We start from the raw sequence: 21,188 nt of genomic DNA on the forward strand, positions 1-21,188 counted from the left end.
ATTTTTTAGTGGTTTTATATTATATTTATAGTGTTATTATTCTATAATATCAAAAAAAATATCTTTTAAGAAGCAATATATAAAAAAATAGACGAGGTAAGACGTGACGGCGCCTATCTTTTTTTTATATTATTATGGTAATGTTTTTACTGTATGGATGACCTCTGTTAAAAAAAGGGTAGGAGAAATAAATACAGGGAGGGTAAAACCTCCCTGTTATATTATTGGGAAACTCGCTCCGATTATTTGATAAAACACCATATTTGAAAGCTTAAAAACCCTTGAAAAGTTAATCGCTTTGAATTTCAATTTGTTTGGGCTTTGCCTCTTCAGCTTTTGGAAGGGTGAGACTGAGGATACCATTTCTATAATTTGCTTCCACCTTATTGGAATCTACCGGGGAGGGCAGTGTAAAGCTGCGGCTGAATTTTCCTCGCACCCTTTCTTTCAGGTAATAGTTAGTTTCTTCAACATTTTTTTCTTCGTTAATTTCTCCGGATATTACCACTTTGTTGTCCATTATAGAAATCTTAATATCCTCTTTTTTAATGCCGGGAAGTTCGGCTGAAATAATAATTTTATCTCCGCTTTCCTCCATGTCAACTGCCGGCCTAAAGTGGAACTTATCATGGTACCCTTCATCAAAAAAGCTGCGGAAAGCATCGCTCAAAAAGCGGTCCATGTCATTTCTCAGTCCCATAAATTCTGTCATGGGACGCCTCCTAATGATGTTTGTCATTTTAGTCACCTCCAAATTATTTTTCTTTTTTGTAGGGGAATAAAAGTTCCGGAGCGATTTCCCTTATTTTGTTAATAACATCATGAGGTTTCTCTCCCTGGCCTTTATTTGTAGTATCTACTGTTATTATTTTTAATATTATTTTAATTCCTGAAAAATTTACTTCCATGTTTTTATGAAGGTAATAAATTACTTGAATTTTCCTTATATCCTGTTCTGAATAAAGCCGGGTATTTCCTTCAGTTCGGTAAGGATGGATGAGTTCTGCTTCTTCATAACTTCTTAAGACCCGTGGAGTAATACCCAGCAGACGGGAGGCAACACTGATGCTGAAAAGAGGTTCTCTATCTCGATTTTTCATTTCTGCCACCATCCCTTTCAAATAAAATTATAAAATATCACCAAACAAATGTCAATATATTAACTAAAAAAATTAAAAAATATAACTAAAATTGGTTAAATTTAATTGAAATTATTAACATATACTGATTTCTCTCTTTGGCAGCAATCAGACTACAGATAGCGAATTAGGTTGCAAAATTTAGAAGCCTGTCTTCAGCCGGGACGCCTAGTTACTGTTCATGGAACATTGATACAAGAACATATGTGTGCTATAATTATAAATAATCGGACTTTATCTTATCATTTCTATTTTTTTATAAAACTTGCGGAAATACTCGGGGTCTTTTGACTCTGCCCGGCTTAATAAAAATTTAAGCCTGCAAAAATTAGTTGTTAATAAACATGAAAGCAGGGTTACTCATGAAGGGGAAAAATAAATTAAGCTTGGTTTTGGGCAGGGCCGGTACCGGAAAAAGTCGGTTTTGCCTGGAGGAAGTACGTCATAAGCTAAAGGAAAATCCAATAGGAGAACCGTTAATTTATATTGTTCCGGATCAGGTGGTTTTTCAATTTGAGCATGCTTTGGCTTCGACACCGGGATTGGAGGGAATAATCAGGGCACAGGTTTTAAGTTTTCGCCGTCTGGCCTGGAAGGTTATGCAGGAGGTGGGAGGAGGCGCTCTCCAATACATAGATGATTTCGGAAAAGGCCTGATGATTAGAAAGATACTGGAAAATCATAAAGAAGATTTAAGGGTGCTAAAGCTGGCCGGGGAAAAAGCAGGAACTATAGCCAAAATGGTTGAGTTTTATAACCAGTTGAAACGATCCAGGGTAACATTACGGCTTTTTGAACAGCATTCCCGGTGCCATGATAAGTTTAAAGACCTGGCATTCATATTTTTGAAATTGGAAAAAAAACTAGCCGGGTTATACCAAGATTCTGAAGATTTTCTGGAACTTCTGGCCTGCAGCCTTAATCATTCCAGTTATCTTTCCAATGCAGAAATTTGGGTAGATGATTTTTACGAATTTACCAATCAGGAATATAAAGTGTTGGAAGGTTTGCTGACAAAAGGCCTGGAGGTTACCGTTACCCTTTGCCTGGACAAGAATTATTCTTCCAAGGAAAAAATTGAGGAACTAAGCCCTTTTTACCCTACCGCCTTAACCTGTCGGAAGTTGAATGAAATGGTTGAAAGGGTGGGGGTTAATGCAAAGGCTATCATTTTAAAATCCGGTCAAATGACTCGTTTCAGCCAACGCCCTCAACTAATGCATTTAGAAAAGAATCTTACCCTAACTTTCCCAAAACCCTACGAAGGAAAAGCAGAGGACTCGGTTGGCATTTTAACTGCTGTAAACCGTCGCTGGGAGATAGAACATATTGCCGGGCAGATGATTATTTTAGCCCGGGATAAAGGGTATCGCTGGCGGGATATGAGTATAATGGCCCCTGACCTGGAGAGTTATAAAGATATTATTTCTACAGTTTTTAGAGAGTATGACATTCCATTTTTCCTGGAACATAAAAGAACTGTACTGCATCACCCCTTGATTGAGTTTGTCCGCTCCGCCCTGGAAGTAGTTTGTTTTAACTGGAATTATGACGCTGTCTTCCGATGTATAAAAACGGAGCTGCTCCTTCCCCCGGAAGAAGAGAGGCTTCAAGGTAAAAATTGGCAGGAGCATATGTGGCAGCTGGAGAATTATGTGCTTGCCTTTGGTATATCTAGTGACCAATGGCAGTCGGATAAGCCCTGGGATTACCTTCAGGGGGGGGCTCTAGAGGAGGAGAAAGAGAAAGTAACTGAGGAGCAAGAACATTATTTAAATATGATCAATATGGCTAAGGAGGTAATAAGAGAGCCCTTGGTTCGTTTTCAAAGAAACGTTGAAAATGCTGTAAAGGTTTCTGCAAAAATAAAAGCCCTTCAGCAGCTGCTGCAGGAGATACAGGCTGTGCATCGCCTGGAGAGATGGAGTCAAAAATCTTTAGAGGAAGGGAAGCCAGAAAAAGCTAGGGAACATCTGCAGGTTTGCAAGGCTCTGTCAGGGCTTTTGGACCAGATGGAGGAAATTATGGCAGAGGATAACGTTACATCGGCTATTTTTTTGAATATGTTGGAAACCGGTTTTGAAAGCATGAGGCTGGGCCTTGAGCCTTCTTCGTTGGATCAGGTGCTTATCGGCGATCTGGAGAGGACTCGTCCAGGTAATATAAAAATTGCCTTTATCCCCGGGGCCAACGAAGGAACTCTACCCTCCCGGCCGAAAGAAGATGGTATTATTACGGAGCAGGAGAGAGAATTATTAATTGATTCCGGGGTAGACCTGGCCCCGGGAAGCCTCCGGCGCCTGTTTGATAAGCAATTTTTGATATATACAGTGTTAACCCGGGCATCAGAGAGTTTGTGGTTAAGTTATCCCCTGGCCGATGAGGAAGGGAATGCTCTTTTGCCCTCACCCCTGGTGGAGCGTTTAAAAGAGATGATTCCCAGTATACAGGAAATATTTGAGACAGGAAATAGAGATCTTGTTTTGTCAGATATTGTTCATCCTGGAAGCAGTCTAAATTCCCTGGCACGTCAATTAAAATGCTGGCAAAAAGGCCAGAAACTGCACCCGAACTGGTGGGGAATTTACAACTGGTATATAGATAAGGAAGAGTGGAGAGGGCCGGTAAAATATATACTGTCGGGGTTGGCATACAAAAACCGGGAGAACCCCTTGAGGTTAGAGGTTGCCCGGGATCTTTACGGAAAAGGGCTTAAGGCCAGTATTTCCCGCCTTGAAAAATACCGGGCCTGTCCCTTTGCTCATTTTATACAGTATGGGTTGAGGCTTGAGGAAAGAAAAATGTATCGTCTGGAAGTTCCCGATATCGGACAGTTATTCCATGGGGCGCTTTTGAGTTTTGGGGGAAGGGTCCAAGAAGAGGGATTAACTTGGGGAGAACTTTCCCCGGAAAAATGTGTTGAATTAGCAGAGGAAGAGGTAGAAAAGTTGGCTCCCAGGCTTCAAAAAGAAGTGCTTTTTAGTACAGCCCGTTATCGTTATTTAATTAAAAAATTAAAGGATACAATGGGTAGGACCGCAGTGATTTTAGGGAAACATGCTAAAGTGAGCAGTTTTGATCCTGTGGCTTTAGAACTGTCTTTCGGGGTAAAAGGGGTGCTTCCTCCGGTAATATTTAAGCTGCCTGACGGTTTTCAAGTGGTAATGGGGGGAAGAATTGACCGGGTTGACCTGGCCCGGCGTGAAGACGGCACTGCTTATGTGAGGATTATAGATTATAAATCCGGTCGTCCAGAACTAAACCTGGCGGAAATATATCACGGCCTTTCCCTTCAGCTTATGGTATACATGGATGTAGTCTTGACCTATGCCCGGGATTGGTTGGGAGTAGAGGCTGAACCTGCGGGGATATTATACTTTTATGTACATGCTCCACTGATAAAAACAAATAAAATCCTCAAGCCTAAAGAAATTGAAAAAATGATTATCCAACGCTATAAAATGAAAGGGAAAGTGCTGGCGGAGTTGGAGGCAGTTACGCTTATGGACCACAGTCTAAATTCACCGGGTTATTCAGACATTATTCCCGCTGCGGTAAAAAAACAAGGGGGTTTTTATAAGGGTTCTCAAACCATGGATGCTCTCTCATTTGATAGGTTTAGACAGCATGTGCGGCAAAAGTTGACAGAAGCCTCCTGGGGCATTTCCCAGGGAAGAGTGGATATTAAGCCAATACAGATAGGGAAGAAAAAAGCCTGCAGGTTTTGTGCATATAAGGCGGTATGCCAGTTTGACCTTCGGCTGGAGGAAAACTGTTTTGAAGTCCTAAACAGGTGGCCGGATGAAGAGGTAGAGCTTATGCTGGAGAATGGACAAATCCCAAAGGGAGGATCTCAATATGAAGACCGGCAAGGATAAAGCAGGCAGTGACTGGACCCTGGAACAGCGGCAGGCTATAGACTGGAAAGATAGTCATGTTCTGGTTTCTGCCGGGGCAGGTTCCGGCAAGACCCGGGTTTTAGTGGAGCGGATTATAGAAAAAATCACAGATCAAAATAATCCTGAGGAAATAGACAGGTTTCTGGTGGTTACCTTTACCAATGCAGCGGCAGCAGAGATGAAGCGTCGTATAAACCGTGCCCTGCAGGATTCTTTTAAAAATAGACCGGAATCTGCGTATCTTCGCCGCCAACAGATGATCCTTAACCGTGCATCTATATGTACAATTCATTCCTTCTGCATGGAGGTTATGCAGCAGTTTTACTATCTATTGGACCTGGACCCTTCTTTTCGCATTATAGACCAGACCGAGGGAGATTTGCTGCGTCAGGAGGTTCTGGAGCAGGTTATGGAAAATTATTATTTAGATCATACCGAAAATAGTCCTTTTTACAGTTTGGTGGATGCTTACAGCAGCGAAAGAGGAGATGACCATTTAAAAGAATTAGTATTGAAAATGTATGAATTTTCCCGCAGTCATCCTTACCCCAGGGAGTGGCTCTTAAATCAGGTGGAAACATTTCGAATTAAAAACTTGGAGGAGGTGGAACAGAGTCCTTGGGTTAATATTTTGTTAAAGGACACCCGTCTTGAACTAGAAGGAATGATGCAGCAGCTGAAAAAGGCTGAAACTTTATGCAATCAGGCCGGAGGACCCCTCCCCTACTTAGACAATCTCATAAAAGAAAAAGATATGATTGATAAATCACTGCGGGCCTCCAGGGTTTCCTGGGCAGAAATTTATTCATTGCTCAAGCACTGTGATTTTGGAAGGTTAAAGGGCTGTAAGGGAGATGCATATGAGGAAAGCTTAAAAGAAAAAGTGAAACAGCTGCGGGATAAAGTAAAAAGCTCTTTTAAAAAGCTGCAGGAGGAAATTTTTCAATGTTCTCTGGAGGAGTATGCCGTGGAACTGGGGAAAATGGCTCCCCTGATGGAGATATTGGTAAATTTAGTTCTTTCCTTTGAAAAAGCTTATACTGCCCTTAAAAGAGAGAGAGGGGCAGTAGATTTTTCTGACCTGGAACATTGTACTTTGCAGATATTAGGAACTCCTAATCACCATGAAGGTACCGTTACACTAACAGAGGCAGCCAAATACTATCAGGATCGGTTTAATCATGTGATGGTAGACGAATATCAAGATATTAACCTGGTTCAGGAGGCGATTATTAAGAGGGTTTCCCGGGAAGAGGGAGTGGGCGGAAATCTATTTATGGTTGGGGATGTTAAGCAGAGCATATATAGATTCCGACTGGCTGAACCAGAACTCTTCTTGGAAAAGTTGAGTCGGTATAAACAAAAACAGGGAATGGGTAAAACTATAATACTAAATAAAAACTTTCGAAGCAGAAAGGAAGTATTAGAGGGAGTTAATTACCTGTTTCGGCAGATTATGGATGAAGCTGTAGGAGAGATGGATTATGATAGGGAAGCTGAACTTACCAGTGGTATTGTGCCCTGTCTTTCGTCACTAAATGGAGAAGAGGGAGAAGTTAATGAACCTGGTGATTTTATCATTCCTGAAATTGTGATTATTTCCAGGAGTGAACTTCAAAACAAGCCTTGTGCCCAGGGAAACCTCGGCCTGGAAACTCCAAAATGGGAGAAAGATAAAGAGGATACGGAAGAAGATAGTGATGTAGAGGCATTGGAGGATAGGGAAGAACTGGAGAATGCTCAGATGGAGGGTCGTTATATTGCAGAAAAAATAAGAGAGTATATCGGCCGGGGAGATAGAGAACCGGTAAGGTTTTTTTGTAAAAAAGAAAAAAGAATTCGTCCCGTGACTTACAGGGATATAGTAATTTTGCTGCGCTCCGCACCCAACTGGACTTCAATTATACTGGAGGAGCTTCAGCGCTCAGATATTCCGGCCTATGGGGAGCAGAGGTCCGGTTACTTTGAGGCGGTGGAGGTGGAAGTGATGCTCTCACTTCTCAAGGTCATTGATAATCCTTATCAGGATATCCCTTTAGCGGCAGTGCTTCGATCTCCCCTGGCCGGATTATCTGCAGAAGAGATGGCCGTAATTAAAGCTGAGAATATGGGGATGAGTTTTTTCGATGCCCTTACGGTTTTTAACAGTTCAGATCATTATGAGTTGAAGGAAAAGATACAAAGGTTTTTGAAGCGTCTAAAGAAATGGCAGTCCTTTGTCCACCAGGGAGAATTGGGGGAACTTATCTGGAAAATATATCAGGAAACCCGATATTATGAACTGATGGGATGTATGGAGGGGGGGATGCAGAGACAGGCAAATCTCCGGGCGCTTTATGATCGGGCCCGCCAATATGAATCCACCTCTTTTCGAGGCCTATTTCGCTTTTTGCGATTTATTGAAAAATTGAGGGATATGGGGGGAGACCTGGGGGCTGCCCGGACCTTGGGAGAGCAGGAAAACGTGGTTAGAATTATGACCATACATAAAAGCAAAGGATTAGAATTTCCTATTGTGTTTTTGGCGGGCATGGGTAGACAATTCAACCGTAGAGACCTTCATGGAGATTTTCTACTGCACAAAAAGTTGGGTTTTGGCCCCAAAAGGGTAGATATGGACAAGAAAGTGATTTATCCTACACTTCCATTTCTAGCGGTAAAAAAGCGTTTGGGGATGGAAATGCTGGCGGAGGAAATGCGGGTTCTCTATGTGGCCATGACTCGAGCAGAGGAAAAACTTATCATGGTGGGAACAGTAAATGATTTATGTAAAGAAACAATTAAATGGAGCGGCACCCTTGTACAGGATAAAATTTCTAAAAAAGTAATTTTTTCCAGTTATGCCAGGGCTTCGGCCAAAAGCTATTTAGATTGGGTCGGCCCTTCTATGCTTAACCATCCTGCAGCAGAGAAATTAAGGGACTTGTTACCCAATGTTGAATCTTTCTCAGGAGAGCCAAAAAAAGAGGGTTCAAGATGGAAAGTTACCCTTTTAAGCTGTGGGGATTTAACGGTGGATGAGAAGCTAAAGGATTATGGTTATAAAGATGGCATGACAGCAGAATGTCTGGAAAAAATTATAAAGCTGGAACCCGTGCCCCTGGAGGATGAAGGGTTCGGGGATATAGACAGGAACCTTTCCTGGCGGTATCCATATGTAAATTCTGTAGGGCAGCCGGCAAAAATGACCGTATCAGAGCTAAAGAATCGGCATCAGGAACATATGGAAGGTGATTATTTAGCTCAACATACCTTGTCAGAGAAACAAAATTTTCACCCTCATTTTTTCTTTCCAAAAACAGAAGATTTGACCCCTGTAGAAAGAGGAATGGCTTATCATACCGTTATGCAGCATATTAATCTGGGGCTTTCTTTTTCCAGGGAGTCTATTTGCCGACAGTTAGAGCAGATGGTAGGCTGTGGGATATTAAGTCATTCAGAGATAGAGTTAGTGAATACCGAGGATATATTTAAGTTTTTCTCAAGTCCATTAGGTGAGAGAATGAAGAAAGCCCGAGATGTATATAGGGAAGTGCCTTTTACCCTGTCTGTGCCGCCGTCAGAAATGCTGCTGCGGAAGAAGAGTAAAGGGCATAATAGTGAACTGTTGTTAATTCACGAAGATGACCGATTGATTCTGCAGGGAGTAGTAGACTGTATTTTGGTGGAGAAAGAGGGCCTTATAATTATTGATTATAAAAGTGATGATACTTCCAGGCTTACTCAGGATGCTTTAAAAAAGAAATATCATTACCAGCTGACACTGTATGGACAGGCTGTAGAAAAGATATGGAGGGTAAAGGTGATGGAGAAATTTCTTTATTTTTTTAACGGCGGTTTTGCTGTTCCATTGAAGTGAATAAAATTTTTTAAGATAATAGATTTTGTATTTTTTTGGCTAGAGACGCAAGTCCTGGTTAACTACTGAAGATTGGTAAGGTGAAATATGCAGCTGACCCTGGCTGTCAATTTCTCCATAAAATACTTCTTTTTCACAGTTGATTCCAAGTTTACTTAGTTCTTTCCGCAGCCAGTTTTCATTAAGATTTAGCTGTTTTAGAGAATTTAGGTGTATCCTGCCCTCTACAATCAGTGGAGTAGACAGACCATTATAATCCGTGGAAATCTGAAGGTCCGATGGCTGTACTGATTCATACTGGGATTTTCTTAAAACGCTTAGAGTGCCGTTGGCCTCAATGAGGGCAAATTCTACTTCATTTACCCGGAATACCCCTTTTCCCCGTAAAAGTTCTAGAAGGGTATCTAAGGAAAAGCGTATCTCTTTTAATCGTTTATTGAGTATTTTGCCGTTCTGAATGACTATGGTAGGTTCAAAGGTAGTGAAATGACCAAAGGAGCGGTATTTGATGACTGCTTTACTGAACAGCCATTGAAAAGCTCCCAAAACTATAATCGCAAATACCGTGGGCAGGTGCTCCACAGAAGGGTCCGCGATATCTGCACCGGCCACAGAACCAATGGTAATGGCAATAATAAAATCAAAGACCTGGAGTTGGCCAATTTGTCTTTTACCCATAATCAATATTACTATCTGGAAAACGATTAAAACTGTGACCACACGAAAAAATATATTTAAAAAATCCACTGATTTTCTCCTATAGAAAAGACATTATAAATAAATTCCCCCATAATAATTAATAATATGATTTGTTTTTATAACAAAGGATTAAAGTTTTTTTACAAATATTGCTTATAATAATAGAAGGAAAACTTTCTTCCTTCGAAGAATTAGTATATAAGAAGTTTTTCAATTTATTTTTGGAGGGGAATCAGATGGAGGGAGTCATGGTGAAACGGGTGAAAATCCAGGTTTCGAATGAAAAGGCAGATCCTCGTTCTGATATATTTGTGTTCTTAAATCTTCCAAAACCCATGTCCTATTATCGTGAAAATGACAGTGAATTGGATGATGTAATAAATGAGCTCAAAAACAACCCTGAGCTTAATAAAGAACTCAAAATAAAATTAGGATTAGAGCAGGACCTCACCTGGTATATTCAATCAGTAAAACCGGTAATACCGAGAAAGAGCAAGCTCAGGTTTAATGAGTTTAACTATTTTGATGGGTGTTTTTTGGCAGAACAATATTTAGAAAGGGCACAGGTGGATTATAACCCTAAGGTCGTGAGAGAAAATAATTTTGAAGTGATGGAACAGTTTCTTTCATACTATAAGCATTTTTTGGATATGAACCATACTAAAAAGTTTTCCGCACAGGAAATTGCGGAGATACAAAAGCAGCTGCTGGTAAATGCCTATAAGGATACTATAACTTACAGGTAAGGAAGTTCATTTATCAGAAAAGTGCTTTTAAAAAGAAGCACTTTTCTTTTTTTAGAGGAGGGGTTTTTGATTAGTGAGCAGCAAAGAGAGAAGATGATTGCCAAACAGCTGGTTAACCGGGGTATTAAAGATGAAAAGGTGCTGGAGTCCTTTCGCCAGGTCCCCAGGCAGGAATTTGTACAGGATGAGGACAATGACTATGCTTACGCAGATGGACCTCTTCCCATTGGTCATGGACAAACTATTTCTCAACCCTATATTGTTGCCTTGATGACAGAGGCATTGGAAATAAAAAAGACCGACCGGGTGATGGAAATCGGTACAGGGTCGGGGTACCAGACAGCCATATTGGCCAACCTGGCCGGGCAGGTGTATAGTGTTGAGAAAGTGTCTGCGCTGGCCAAGGCTGCAGATAAAAAATTGAAAAATTTAGGATATGAGAATGTTCAGGTAAAAGTAGGTGACGGTACCAAGGGTTGGAAAAAAAATGCTCCCTACGACGCTATCATGGTAACGGCAGCCAGTCCTCAGGTTCCTCCCTCTTTATTGGAGCAGCTTTCTCCCCAGGGCAGAATGGTGATCCCTGTAGGGGACAGGTATTTTCAAAAATTGATGCTTTTGGTAAAGACATTGGATGGAGAGATGAAAACTATTAATTTGGGGGACTGCCGCTTTGTGCCCCTTTTGGGAGAAGAGGGTTGGGATTCATAACCAAGAAAAGAGAAAGGTAAATAGGTAAATGCCCTGGTCCGGAGGTTTTTCTCCGGACCTTTTAATCTCTTTTTATTTTTATCTCTTTTTTTAGGGTATAAGACCCCACCTCTAAGCGTTAGCGTAGGTGGGGCTTTTAATCAGGTGGAGTAGAGTCTCCACCTGATTCCTCGATGTTTTTAGCTTGCTGAAACGAGTTCACTATTTTTCTTTATTATATTTCACTGTAACTTTTGTTTTAAGACCTCCCCTCAGGCTGAAGTAACCGGTGACCTTCATTTCCAAGGGATCGCAGGTTTCAACCAGGTCTTTTAATATTTTATTGGCGGCATGTTCTTGAAGAATTCCTACATTTCTGAAGGAAAGGAGATAAAATTTAAGGGATTTCAATTCAATTAAATGTATATTGGGAACGTATTCGATAAATATTTCCCCAAAGTCTGGCAAACCTGACCAAGGGCATACCGAGGTAAACTCTTGTGTTGAAATCTCTACGGTAGAATAAGTTCCTGGATACTCAAAATCAATGACCTCTAAAACTTCTTTGTCAACTACTTCAGGCCCTTCTATATCATATCTGCGTTCCATGGGGCACCCTCCTTATTGTTTTCAGGCTTATTGTTTTTGATTGTTGTCAAGGGGACGGTTTTTTTGACAACTTCTTGATAACATTGGCAATTTGTAATTACTTTAATTATAAACCACTTACATTATAAAGCAAAGGGTGACCTGTGGAAAGGCTTAGAGGGGAGATAACCATAGAAAAATCATTGTTTAACAGGTTTATTTTAAGCTTTTTACGAAGGAAATTAAATATGTGTGTCGAAAGTAAACATGTTAGTAGGGACAAATTTTAATTTTCTGATTTTTAAGTATTTTAGTGTGTTATAATGAAAAAGGTTATTTATCCGGATAGAAGGGAATGTTTGACTTGGAACTGTCAGCAGAGGAAAAAGAAGTAATTATATCTCAGGTTTCTGAAATACTGGGTCAGCATAAGCACAACTGTGAAAATCTTGTGCCGATGCTTCAGGAGGTTCAACAAAAATTGGGGTATGTTCCCGAATTAGCTATGGAAATAATTGCTGATGCTTTGGGGGTACCGGCAGTCTCAGTATACGGTATTGTCACTTTTTATAATCAATTACGCTTAAATCCCCCTGGAGACCATGAGATTAAAGTATGTATGGGTACTGCCTGTCATATGATCGGAGGACAGATTATACTGGATTCTTTTGAGCGGCGGTTAGAAATTGTTGAAGGTGAAACTACTCTGGATCGCAAATTCAGCCTGGAGAGGGTTGCCTGTGTAGGCTGCTGTGCCATTGCTCCGGTGGTTGTGGTTGATGATTATGTAGACGGGAAGGTGACACCTACCCGGGTAGATGGAATTCTGCTGGCTTTTGAGAATACTGGTAAGGATAAAAAACAGGAGCAGCAGGAGGAAAAGGGAGAGGGTCAGGAATAATGAGTAATATAAATCAAGGGGCAGAAAAAATATATACGGATTTGAAATCAAAGGCCGAAGAGATAAATAGTGCCCGGGAAGATAAAACCATCGTTATGGTGGGGACAGCCACTTGCGGCAAGGCGGCCGGAGCTATTGATGTTAGGGAAGCCTTTATAGAAGAGATTAAGCATAAGAATATAAATGCAGAGGTTGTAGAGGTGGGTTGTATCGGCCACTGTTATGCGGAACCTTTAATTATTATATCCAAACCGGGTTTTCCTTCCCTTTCTTATGGGAATGTGGATGAGGGGCTTTCTAGACGATTGGTGGAAGATTTTTTGATTGGGGATGACCCTTGTTACGAATTTGCCCTGGCAGCTCTGGATCCCAACGATGAGTTTCCCACTTTTTCTGATTTTCCCAGGGGGGTATTCGAGGAAAAGGTAATTCTTGAGCAGTGTGGTTTGATTGACCCGGAGGATATTGATCAGTATATTGCTGTTGATGGTTATCATGCTCTGGTTAATGCCTTGGGTAAGGAGCCAGGCGATGTGGTGGAGATGATTAAAGAATCCAATCTCAGGGGAAGGGGCGGAGCAGGTTTTTCTACAGGGACAAAGTGGGAAATTTGCAGAAATGCCATTGGCCCGGTTAAATATGTGATCTGCAATGCTGATGAAGGTGACCCGGGAGCTTTTATGGATAGGAGTATTCTGGAATCCAATCCTCATCAGGTGATAGAAGGTTTGATGATTAGTGGTTATGCGGTGGGAGCTTCCCAGGGTTTTATATATGTACGTTCGGAATATCCCCAGGCTGTAAGGAGGATTAATACTGCTCTCAAACAGGCTCGGGAAAAAGGACTGTTGGGTGAGAATATATTGGATACCGGATTTGATTTTGATATAGAAGTTTTTTTGGGCTCAGGCGCCTTTGTCTGCGGTGAAGAAACCGCTTTGATTAATTCCATGGAAGGGAAGACCGGAATGCCTCGGCATCGGCCTCCCTATCCGGCTGTGGAAGGGTTCAGGGGGAAACCATCCATCATCAATAATGTAAAGACCCTTTCATACGTCCCTCATATCCTGCGCAAAGGGGTGGATTGGTTTAAAGGTATTGGCACTCCGGATAGTCCGGGTACTGCTGTGTTTGCGCTAGTGGGCAAGGTAGAAAATACTGGTTTGGTTGAGGTTCCTATGGGAACAACCCTAAGAACTCTGGTTTTTGACGTAGGGGGAGGCATACGCAAGGAAAAGGAATTTAAAGCAGTACAAATCGGAGGTCCTTCCGGTGGGTGTCTGCCGGAGTCAGCTCTGGATATCCCTATAGATTTTGATTCCCTGCAGGAGGCCGGGGCAGTTATGGGTTCAGGGGGACTGGTTGTTTTAGATGAAAATGACTGTATGGTAGAAATTGCCCGTTTCTTTTTGGATTTTACTCAAAAAGAATCCTGCGGCAAATGTACCTTCTGCCGACTGGGGACCAAACATATGCTGGATATTTTGAAGAGAATCACCATAGGGCAGGGTGAGATGGAGCATATTGAAATTTTGGGAGAACTGGCCCTGGATATAAAGAACGGTTCATTGTGCGGCCTGGGGAAAACGGCTCCCAATCCGGTGCTTACTACACTGCGTTATTTCATGGATGAATATGTGGAGCACATTGAGGGGAAACGATGCCCGGCATTGATGTGTCAGGAGCTAATTAACTTTTATATTGTGCCCAAGAAGTGCAGTAAATTGTGCAGCGCCTGTGTAGGCAGCTGTCCGGTGGAAGCAATTTTTACCCGGGATGATGGTTTAAAGGCGATTGATCTGGACAAATGTGTAAAATGCAACAGCTGTCCCGCTGCTTGTCCGCCGGAGTATGATGCCATAATTAAAGTATCCCCACCGGAAGTGGTGGAGGAGTTGGAGAAGGAGAACGCATGAACACAATAGTTACCATTACCATTGACGGAAAACAAATAAATGCAGAGGAAGGCAGTATGCTTTTGTGGGCTGCCCTGGAAAATGATATATATATACCTAATCTCTGTGCTATGAAAGAAAAAGCCCGGCCTTCAGCCAGCTGTCGTTTATGTTTTGTGGAGGTAGAAGGGATGTGTCAGCCGGTCACCTCCTGTACCCAGCCGGTGACTGAAGGTATGGTGGTAAGGACTAGAAGCCCCCAAGTGGATAGACTGGTGCAAACTGCTTTTGAACTTCTGCTCTCGGACCACCTACTGGGCTGCAGCAAATGTCCTAAGAATAAGTCCTGTAAGCTTCAGCGGATTGCTAAAGAGAGAAAGCTAAAACTTACTCCAAAGCGTTTGGAAATGCTGGAAAAGGATTATCCTGTGGATGATAGTACCGATGTTTTTGTGCTGGACCGTAACAGGTGTGTGCTCTGTGGACGCTGTGTTTGGGTAGATCATCATGCTGCTTTAGTCGGAGCCATCGGATTTTCAATGCGAGGAATTAAGAGGAAGGTATCTACTTTTGGTGATAAACTGCTGGTAGATTCTACCTGTACTCAGTGTGGGGAGTGTGTTAAAGTCTGCCCGGTAGGGGCCCTTAGCTTTAAAAAGAACCTTGAGGTTTCTATCAAATAATATGTTTTCTTTATCTGTATTGTGTTATGGGGGTGGTAAAAAGTATATATCCATATAAAAGAAATATTTATACTGTGTAATACGTTAGTTTAATGTATGGGTAAATTATGGATAAATTATGGATAAATTAAAAGGAATGCTGTGTATTATAAGTTTAATTTTTATTTTTACTATGGTATAATATTCTATAATAGATTAGCGGATAACCAATTATAAAAGGAGGTTTTTTTATGAAAATATTAGTTCCTGTGGATGGTTCAAATTATTGTTCCGCAGCCCTGCAGATGGCCAAGGATATTGCTGAAAAATATGAAGACAGCACTCTGTTTTTGTTAAATGTTCAGAGAAGAATTGTCTCAAGGCCTAATGTTAACGAATTTGAAATTTCAGAATTTATTACGGATGACCCTGAGGTCCTAAATGAAACAGGAAACATAGTACTTAATAAGGCAAAGAATTGCATAGAAGGAACTAATGTAAAGGTGGATGCCTGTGTAAAGTTGGGCGATCCTGCAGATCAAATTATTGACACAGCTGAAAGAGCCAGAGTTGATATGATTGTCATGGGCTCACTGGGTGCTACCGGAGTAAAAAGGTTTTTGATGGGGAGTGTTTCCACCAAAGTTGTTAATTATTCTAGTATTCCGGTTCTGGTGGTTAAACATTAGTTGATTAAAAATATCGGGCTCTCCTTTAATGTGGGGAGTCTTTTTATTTGTGATAGGTCGCTAATTTGGGACACCCTTAGGAAATGGAAGGCTGCCGTACCCTTTGGAGTATTGGAAGGGTTATGCCAAGATGTGTAATAGACAACTATCAATGGGTATAGTATAATAAATCAATACAGAACGGTTGTTTTCCAAAGGAGGTTAATGGAGTTGACTGCTCTTAAGATATATGACACTACTCTGCGGGATGGGGCTCAAAGGGAGGGTATTTCCTTTTCAGTTTCAGATAAGATAAAAATAACTCAAAAATTAGACCAGTTGGGTATTTCCTATGTTGAGGGGGGATGGCCCGGTTCTAATCCAAAAGATATGGAATATTTTCAAAGGATTCAGGAGATACCCTTAATAAATGTCAAAGTAACAGCCTTTGGAAGTACCCGAAGACCAGATATTGATGTTACCTTTGATCCCAATATTGAGCAGTTATTAGCTGCCGGCACCCAAGTGATTACTATTTTTGGGAAAAGCTGGGATTTTCAAGTGACCAATATTTTAGGGGCCACTTTAAAAGAGAACTTGAATATGATTACAGATACTATTGGGTATTTAAAGAGTAAGAAAAAAGAAGTTATTTATGATGCTGAACATTTTTTTGATGGTTATAAAAATAATCCGCAGTATGCGCTGTCAACACTTGAAGCTGCTCAGGAGGCAGGTGCGGATACCATTGTTTTGTGTGATACCAATGGTGGCATTCTTCCCCTGGAGTTGATGGAGATTATTACTGAGGTAAAGATGAAAATTCAGGCACCTCTGGGAATGCATGCCCATAACGATTCCGGTATGGCTGCGGCTAATTCTATAATTGCTGCCCAGATGGGATTACGCCATATTCAGGGTACTTTTAACGGGTACGGGGAGAGGTGCGGGAATGCTAACCTGTGTACCATTATCCCCAATCTTGAACTAAAATTAAACATTGACTGTATCGGAGAGGGACAGTTGAAAAGTCTCACAGGAGCATCACGGTATGTATCTGAGATTGCCAACCTGAGTCATCAGGGATCACAGCCCTTTGTGGGGAATAATGCCTTTGCTCATAAAGCAGGGGTGCATGTCAGTGCAGTAAGTAAATACGGAAAGGCGTATGAACATATTGACCCCAACCGGGTGGGAAACCAGCGGAGGATCCTGGTATCTGAACTTTCTGGTAAGAGTAATGTGCTGTACAAAGTCAGAGAAAATAATTTCACGCTGGAGAAGGATCATCCGGAGATTAAAAAGATATTAGAATTGATTAAAAGACTGGAGTACCAGGGATATCAATTTGAAGGGGCCGAGGGCTCTTTTGAACTGTTGATTTGGAAAGCGATGAATTCGTACCGTAATTTGTTTGAGCTGGAGGGATTTAGGGTAATTGTTGAAAAGCGGAAAGATAGTCCCCTGATTTCTGAAGCTACAATCAAGGTTAAAGTGGATGAGCATAGGGTTCACACTGCTTCTGAAGGAAATGGCCCGGTTAATGCCCTGGATAATGCGCTGCGCAAAGCCCTAGAAGAAATTTATCCGGAGATTAATAAGATTAAACTGGAAGATTATAAGGTTCGGGTGCTGGATGGTCAGGATGGGACGGGCTCAAAGGTTAGGGTACTTATAGAGTCCAGCGATGACAAAAAGAGATGGGGTACAGTGGGGGTTTCGCCTAATATAATTGAAGCCAGCTGGCTGGCCCTGGTGGATAGTATAGAATATGGACTTCTCAGGGAGGAGATTAAAGCCCAGGAAGTGCTGAAAGAATTAAATAAATAAATAAATATTTGGTGATTTTATGGATGTCTTAAAAAAATTATTAAAACTTCTTTTACCATACAGGAATTGGGTGGCAGTATCTTTTATTGCCGCCCTTTTTGTGATGGCGGCTAATTTAATCATCCCCCAGCTGATTAGGGTTGTCATTGACCAGGTGGCTCTGGAAAAACAAATGAATTTACTATATTTAATTGCAGTAGGGGTTGTGGGGGTTCACCTTATTAAGGCAGTTTTTATTTTTCTCCAGCGGTATTCTATGGAATTTGTGGCCCAAAAGGTGATATTTGACTTAAGGAACAAACTTTACAGCCATCTTCAGCGTCTTTCCTTAAGCTATTTAGGAAAAATATCCACCGGCCAGCTGATGTCTAGAGTTACCAGCGATGTGGAAACTCTGCGGCGGTTTTTGGATTTTGGGGTGATACATTTTCTCCAAAGCTTTCTTACTATTGTGGGGATTTTAACCGTAATGCTTTTTATGCATCCACAGTTGGCACTAGTTTCCTTAGCCAGTATTCCTTTTTTAATCATTACCGTAGGGAAGTTTGCCAGGAGGGTAAAACCAGCTTTTTCTGAAATTCAGCAGGATGTTGCCCAGCTCAGTTCGGTTTTACAGGAGAACATTGCCGGGATCAGGCTGGTGCAGACCAATACCCGGGAAGAAGGTGAAGCCAAAAAGTTCCGGGAACAAAATAAAAAGTTATTCCTTTCTAATGTCTTCACAGCAAAGCTCTGGTCTTTTTACCTGCCCCTGATGCATTTTGTGTCGGGATTAGGCACAGCCCTTATATTTTGGTATGGTGGAAGGTTGGTTATATCTGGACAACTGCTGTTGGGGGAATTGATTGCCTTTAACAGTTATCTCCTGCTTTTGGTTATGCCTCTCCGGATGCTGGGTTGGATTATCAGCCTGATTCAGAGGGCGGTTAGTTCCGGGGAAAGAATATTTGAAATTTTGGATTCCCAGCCGGAGATTAGGGATCTGCCCGATGCTTTAACCTTAGAAGAGGTAAAAGGTTCTGTGGAATTCAATGGGGTTAGTTTTGGATATGAAGAAAACAAGCTGGTTCTGAAGGATATAAATTTACAGGTAGCCCCCGGTCAGGTGACTGCCCTGGTAGGCGCTACAGGTTGTGGGAAGAGTGCCATGGTTGAGCTGATCCCCCGTTTCTACGATACTCAACAGGGAACAATTTTGCTGGACGGCAGGGACATTAAATCTATTACCCTTAAATCCTTGAGAAAGAATATAGGGATTGTTTTCCAGGAAAGCTTTCTCTTTTCTGCTTCCCTGGCTGAAAATATTGCCTTTGGGAAACCTCATGCTTCAGAGGATGAAATTATTAAGGCCGCCAAAGCAGCACAGATTCATGATTTTATTGATTCCTTACCGCAAGGGTACCAAACGGTAATCGGGGAAAGGGGCCTGGGGTTGTCGGGTGGGCAAAAACAGCGGATATCCATAGCTCGTACTCTGCTGGTAGACCCTCAAATATTAATACTGGATGATATTACGGCAAACATTGATGCCGGAACAGAGTATTTGGTCCGAAAGGCTTTGAGTGTACTAATGAAGGGGAAGACTGTTTTTATGGTGGCCCAGAGGCTTTCCAGCCTGAAGAGTGCAGATAGGATAGTGGTTTTGGACCAGGGGGAAATCGTGGAACAGGGAAGTCATCATGAGTTAATTCAGGCTGGCGGCCGTTATGCCCAAATATATAAAATGCAGTATTATGGTCTGGAACCTTCGGCTTCATAAAGGGTAAGGAGAGACTTACCAGAAGAGAGATAATCTGATATAAGGGAAGGAATTGTATCAATGGATCTGCATGTTTCTGATTTGGGATATCAGGAAAAACCTGAAAAAGTTAATTACCGTATTCTTTTCCGTCTGCTTGGGCATGTGTGGCCTTACCGGGGGAGGGTACTGCTGGCCTCAATGATGATGCTTATGGCTACAGTTACTGCCCTGGCCGGACCTTATATCATTAAGGTGGCTATAGACTCTGCTATTCTTACATTTGATTATAATCTTTTAAATATGCTCACCTTTCTTTATGCCCTTACTTATTTCATAAACTGGTTCAGTTCGTACTGGCAGAATTATTTAATGTCCTGGGTTGGACAGAGGGTAATTTTTAATCTACGACAGGCTCTTTTTGAAAAACTGCAGGGGTTGGGTTTTAAATTCTATGACCGTCGTTCCACGGGTGAAATCATGTCTAGGGTTATTAATGATATTGATGCTTTGAATGAATTCATCACCTGGGGAGTTGTGCATATTGCAGGAGATTTGATTGTGCTGGTGGGTATAATCATCATCATGTTATCTGAGCATCTGCTGTTGACGGTGGTGAGCCTGGTTACCTTTCCTTTTTTTCTGCTGGTCAGCACTCTTTTTAGGAATCATGTAATTGAAGCCTACCGGGAAGTGCGCAGCAAAATGGCAGAGGTGAACTCTTTCCTGCAGGAAAACATCAGCGGGTTTAAGGTGGTGCAGAGTTTTGCCCGGGAGGGTGAAAATTCCAAAGTTTTTTCATTGATTAATCATAAGAATCTGAAAGCTAATATCAGGGCAGCGGGGTTGTTTGCCATTTATCTTCCGGTGGTGGAGGTGGTAGGGGCATTGGGTATGGCGCTGTTGATTTGGTTTGGGGGTCGTGAGGTGATTCGAGGGGCGATTCAAATCGGAACCCTGTATTTGTTTCTGGATTATCTTACCCGTTTTTATTCTCCTTTGAGGGATTTGAGCCAGATATATAATAATTTTCAATCAGCCATGGCGGCGGGGGAAAAATATTTTCAAATTATGGACGCGGAACCCAATGTAAAGGAGGATTTTAGAGCCTTAAAACTGCCGGAAATTAAAGGGAGGGTTGAATTTAAGGCAGTATCTTTCGCCTACCAAGAGGGGAAAAATGTTTTAGAAGATATAACCATAACTGTGGAACCTGGACAGACTGTGGCGTTGGTAGGTCCCACCGGTGCTGGTAAGACTACCCTGGTCAGTCTTTTGTGCAGGTTTTATGACCCCCAAAAGGGTTCTGTCAAAATTGACGATTATGACCTAAAAAAGGTTAAAGTGGTTTCCTTACGGGAGCAGATAGGCCTGGCTCTGCAGGATGCCCTATTATTTTCCGGTACCATAAAAGATAATATTCGTTATGGCAGGCCTGGTGCCAGTGTCAGTGAAGTGGAGCAGGCTGCCGGCACGGTTTATATTCATGATTTTATTTCTTCTCTACCTGAAGGGTATGATACAAAGGTTGAGGAAAGGGGAAGCAACTTTTCCATGGGGCAGCGTCAGCTAATCAGCTTTGCCCGGGTACTTTTGAGGGACCCTAAAATTATGATTTTGGATGAAGCTACCTCCAGTGTGGATACCCATACTGAGCTCAGTATCCGCAGTGCTCTAAAGGCGATAACTTCAAAACGGACTTCTTTTATTATTGCTCATCGACTTTCTACCATCAGGAGTGCCGACAAGATTCTGGTCATGGATCAGGGTAGGGTGGTTCAGCAGGGCAGTCACCAGGAACTGGTTTCTGTCCCTGGCCTTTACAAGGATCTTTTAGATATGCAGTTGATGGAATAGTATAAGGTATGAACTGG

The 21,188-nt window shown here is 41.8% G+C and carries 15 protein-coding genes; 11 read left to right on the top strand and 4 right to left on the bottom strand.

Features of this window, described 5'->3' with window-relative positions:
• Positions 1-289: 289 nt before the first annotated feature.
• Positions 290-739 (bottom strand): Hsp20/alpha crystallin family protein, encoded by a 450-nt coding sequence (locus tag HUE98_RS06595; RefSeq protein ID WP_241423058.1) that lies wholly within the window; start codon positions 737-739, stop codon positions 290-292.
• Positions 740-755: 16 nt separating this feature from the next.
• A complete protein-coding gene (locus HUE98_RS06600) occupies positions 756-1,100 on the bottom strand; it encodes a MerR family transcriptional regulator (RefSeq protein WP_241423059.1) in 345 nt (114 codons plus the stop codon).
• 401 nt (positions 1,101-1,501) lie between these two features.
• Here HUE98_RS06600 and addB point away from each other — a divergent pair, with 401 nt between their 5' ends.
• The gene (gene addB / locus HUE98_RS06605; protein WP_241423060.1) at positions 1,502-5,017 is read left to right on the top strand and encodes a helicase-exonuclease AddAB subunit AddB; all 3,516 of its coding nucleotides are present in this window, start codon (positions 1,502-1,504) and stop codon (positions 5,015-5,017) included.
• On the top strand, positions 4,998-8,897 hold the full coding sequence (locus tag HUE98_RS06610; protein ID WP_241423061.1) for a UvrD-helicase domain-containing protein: 3,900 nt from the start codon (positions 4,998-5,000) through the stop codon (positions 8,895-8,897). Before addB ends, HUE98_RS06610 begins: the two co-directional genes overlap by 20 nt.
• Before the next feature lie 39 nt (positions 8,898-8,936).
• Here the strand turns inward: HUE98_RS06610 and HUE98_RS06615 are convergent, their stop codons facing one another.
• On the bottom strand, positions 8,937-9,644 hold the full coding sequence (locus HUE98_RS06615; protein WP_241423062.1) for a DUF421 domain-containing protein: 708 nt from the start codon (positions 9,642-9,644) through the stop codon (positions 8,937-8,939).
• 188 nt (positions 9,645-9,832) lie between these two features.
• On the opposite strand from HUE98_RS06615, the gene HUE98_RS06620 reads away from it, so the two are divergent.
• On the top strand, positions 9,833-10,342 hold the full coding sequence (locus tag HUE98_RS06620; RefSeq protein WP_241423063.1) for a nitrogenase-stabilizing/protective protein NifW: 510 nt from the start codon (positions 9,833-9,835) through the stop codon (positions 10,340-10,342).
• A 66-nt stretch (positions 10,343-10,408) separates the two neighbouring features.
• Positions 10,409-11,053: a protein-L-isoaspartate(D-aspartate) O-methyltransferase gene (locus HUE98_RS06625; RefSeq protein WP_241423064.1), complete on the top strand. Its 645-nt coding sequence runs from the start codon at positions 10,409-10,411 to the stop codon at positions 11,051-11,053.
• A 201-nt stretch (positions 11,054-11,254) separates the two neighbouring features.
• On the opposite strand, the gene queF is transcribed toward HUE98_RS06625, so the two are convergent.
• The gene (gene queF, locus HUE98_RS06630; RefSeq protein WP_241423065.1) at positions 11,255-11,641 is read right to left on the bottom strand and encodes a preQ(1) synthase; all 387 of its coding nucleotides are present in this window, start codon (positions 11,639-11,641) and stop codon (positions 11,255-11,257) included.
• Between the two features lie 334 nt (positions 11,642-11,975).
• Here queF and nuoE point away from each other — a divergent pair, with 334 nt between their 5' ends.
• The 7 genes from nuoE (at position 11,976) to HUE98_RS06665 (ending at position 21,171) form a co-directional block, all read left to right on the top strand.
• Positions 11,976-12,521 (top strand): NADH-quinone oxidoreductase subunit NuoE, encoded by a 546-nt coding sequence (nuoE, locus tag HUE98_RS06635; RefSeq protein ID WP_241423066.1) that lies wholly within the window; start codon positions 11,976-11,978, stop codon positions 12,519-12,521.
• Positions 12,521-14,437 carry an NADH-quinone oxidoreductase subunit NuoF gene (locus HUE98_RS06640; protein WP_241423067.1) on the top strand — a complete coding sequence of 639 codons (1,917 nt, stop codon included), beginning with the start codon at positions 12,521-12,523 and terminating at the stop codon, positions 14,435-14,437. Before nuoE ends, HUE98_RS06640 begins: the two co-directional genes overlap by 1 nt.
• Positions 14,434-15,099, top strand: a complete 666-nt coding sequence (locus tag HUE98_RS06645; RefSeq protein ID WP_241423068.1) for a 2Fe-2S iron-sulfur cluster-binding protein — start codon at positions 14,434-14,436, stop codon at positions 15,097-15,099. The genes HUE98_RS06640 and HUE98_RS06645 overlap by 4 nt, the downstream gene beginning before the upstream one ends.
• A 230-nt stretch (positions 15,100-15,329) precedes the next feature.
• Entirely contained in the window at positions 15,330-15,767 is a 438-nt protein-coding gene (locus tag HUE98_RS06650; protein ID WP_241423069.1) for a universal stress protein, read from the top strand.
• Between the two features lie 204 nt (positions 15,768-15,971).
• Complete coding sequence (cimA, locus tag HUE98_RS06655; RefSeq protein WP_318036526.1) at positions 15,972-17,576, top strand: citramalate synthase; 1,605 nt, start codon at positions 15,972-15,974, stop codon at positions 17,574-17,576.
• Between the two features lie 19 nt (positions 17,577-17,595).
• On the top strand, positions 17,596-19,335 hold the full coding sequence (locus HUE98_RS06660; RefSeq protein ID WP_241423071.1) for an ABC transporter ATP-binding protein: 1,740 nt from the start codon (positions 17,596-17,598) through the stop codon (positions 19,333-19,335).
• 60 nt (positions 19,336-19,395) lie between these two features.
• Complete coding sequence (locus tag HUE98_RS06665; protein WP_241423072.1) at positions 19,396-21,171, top strand: ABC transporter ATP-binding protein; 1,776 nt, start codon at positions 19,396-19,398, stop codon at positions 21,169-21,171.
• Positions 21,172-21,188 lie beyond the last annotated feature (17 nt).

Source organism: Candidatus Contubernalis alkalaceticus, from assembly GCF_022558445.1.
Classification (GTDB): Bacteria; Bacillota; Dethiobacteria; order SKNC01; family SKNC01; genus Contubernalis; species Contubernalis alkaliaceticus.

Excerpts from the sequence above, each read along its gene's own strand:
- addB (WP_241423060.1), top strand. The coding sequence starts at position 1,502 with ATGAAGGGGAAAAATAAATTAAGCTTGGTTTTGGGCAGGGCCGGTACC.
- nuoE (WP_241423066.1), top strand. The coding sequence starts at position 11,976 with ATGTTTGACTTGGAACTGTCAGCAGAGGAAAAAGAAGTAATTATATCT.
- HUE98_RS06595 (WP_241423058.1), bottom strand. The coding sequence starts at position 739 with ATGACAAACATCATTAGGAGGCGTCCCATGACAGAATTTATGGGACTG.
- HUE98_RS06660 (WP_241423071.1), top strand. The coding sequence starts at position 17,596 with ATGGATGTCTTAAAAAAATTATTAAAACTTCTTTTACCATACAGGAAT.
- HUE98_RS06610 (WP_241423061.1), top strand. The coding sequence starts at position 4,998 with ATGAAGACCGGCAAGGATAAAGCAGGCAGTGACTGGACCCTGGAACAG.
- HUE98_RS06600 (WP_241423059.1), bottom strand. The coding sequence starts at position 1,100 with ATGAAAAATCGAGATAGAGAACCTCTTTTCAGCATCAGTGTTGCCTCC.
- HUE98_RS06650 (WP_241423069.1), top strand. The coding sequence starts at position 15,330 with ATGAAAATATTAGTTCCTGTGGATGGTTCAAATTATTGTTCCGCAGCC.
- HUE98_RS06645 (WP_241423068.1), top strand. The coding sequence starts at position 14,434 with ATGAACACAATAGTTACCATTACCATTGACGGAAAACAAATAAATGCA.
- cimA (WP_318036526.1), top strand. The coding sequence starts at position 15,972 with ATGGAGTTGACTGCTCTTAAGATATATGACACTACTCTGCGGGATGGG.
- HUE98_RS06640 (WP_241423067.1), top strand. The coding sequence starts at position 12,521 with ATGAGTAATATAAATCAAGGGGCAGAAAAAATATATACGGATTTGAAA.
- queF (WP_241423065.1), bottom strand. The coding sequence starts at position 11,641 with ATGGAACGCAGATATGATATAGAAGGGCCTGAAGTAGTTGACAAAGAA.
- HUE98_RS06620 (WP_241423063.1), top strand. The coding sequence starts at position 9,833 with ATGGAGGGAGTCATGGTGAAACGGGTGAAAATCCAGGTTTCGAATGAA.
- HUE98_RS06665 (WP_241423072.1), top strand. The coding sequence starts at position 19,396 with ATGGATCTGCATGTTTCTGATTTGGGATATCAGGAAAAACCTGAAAAA.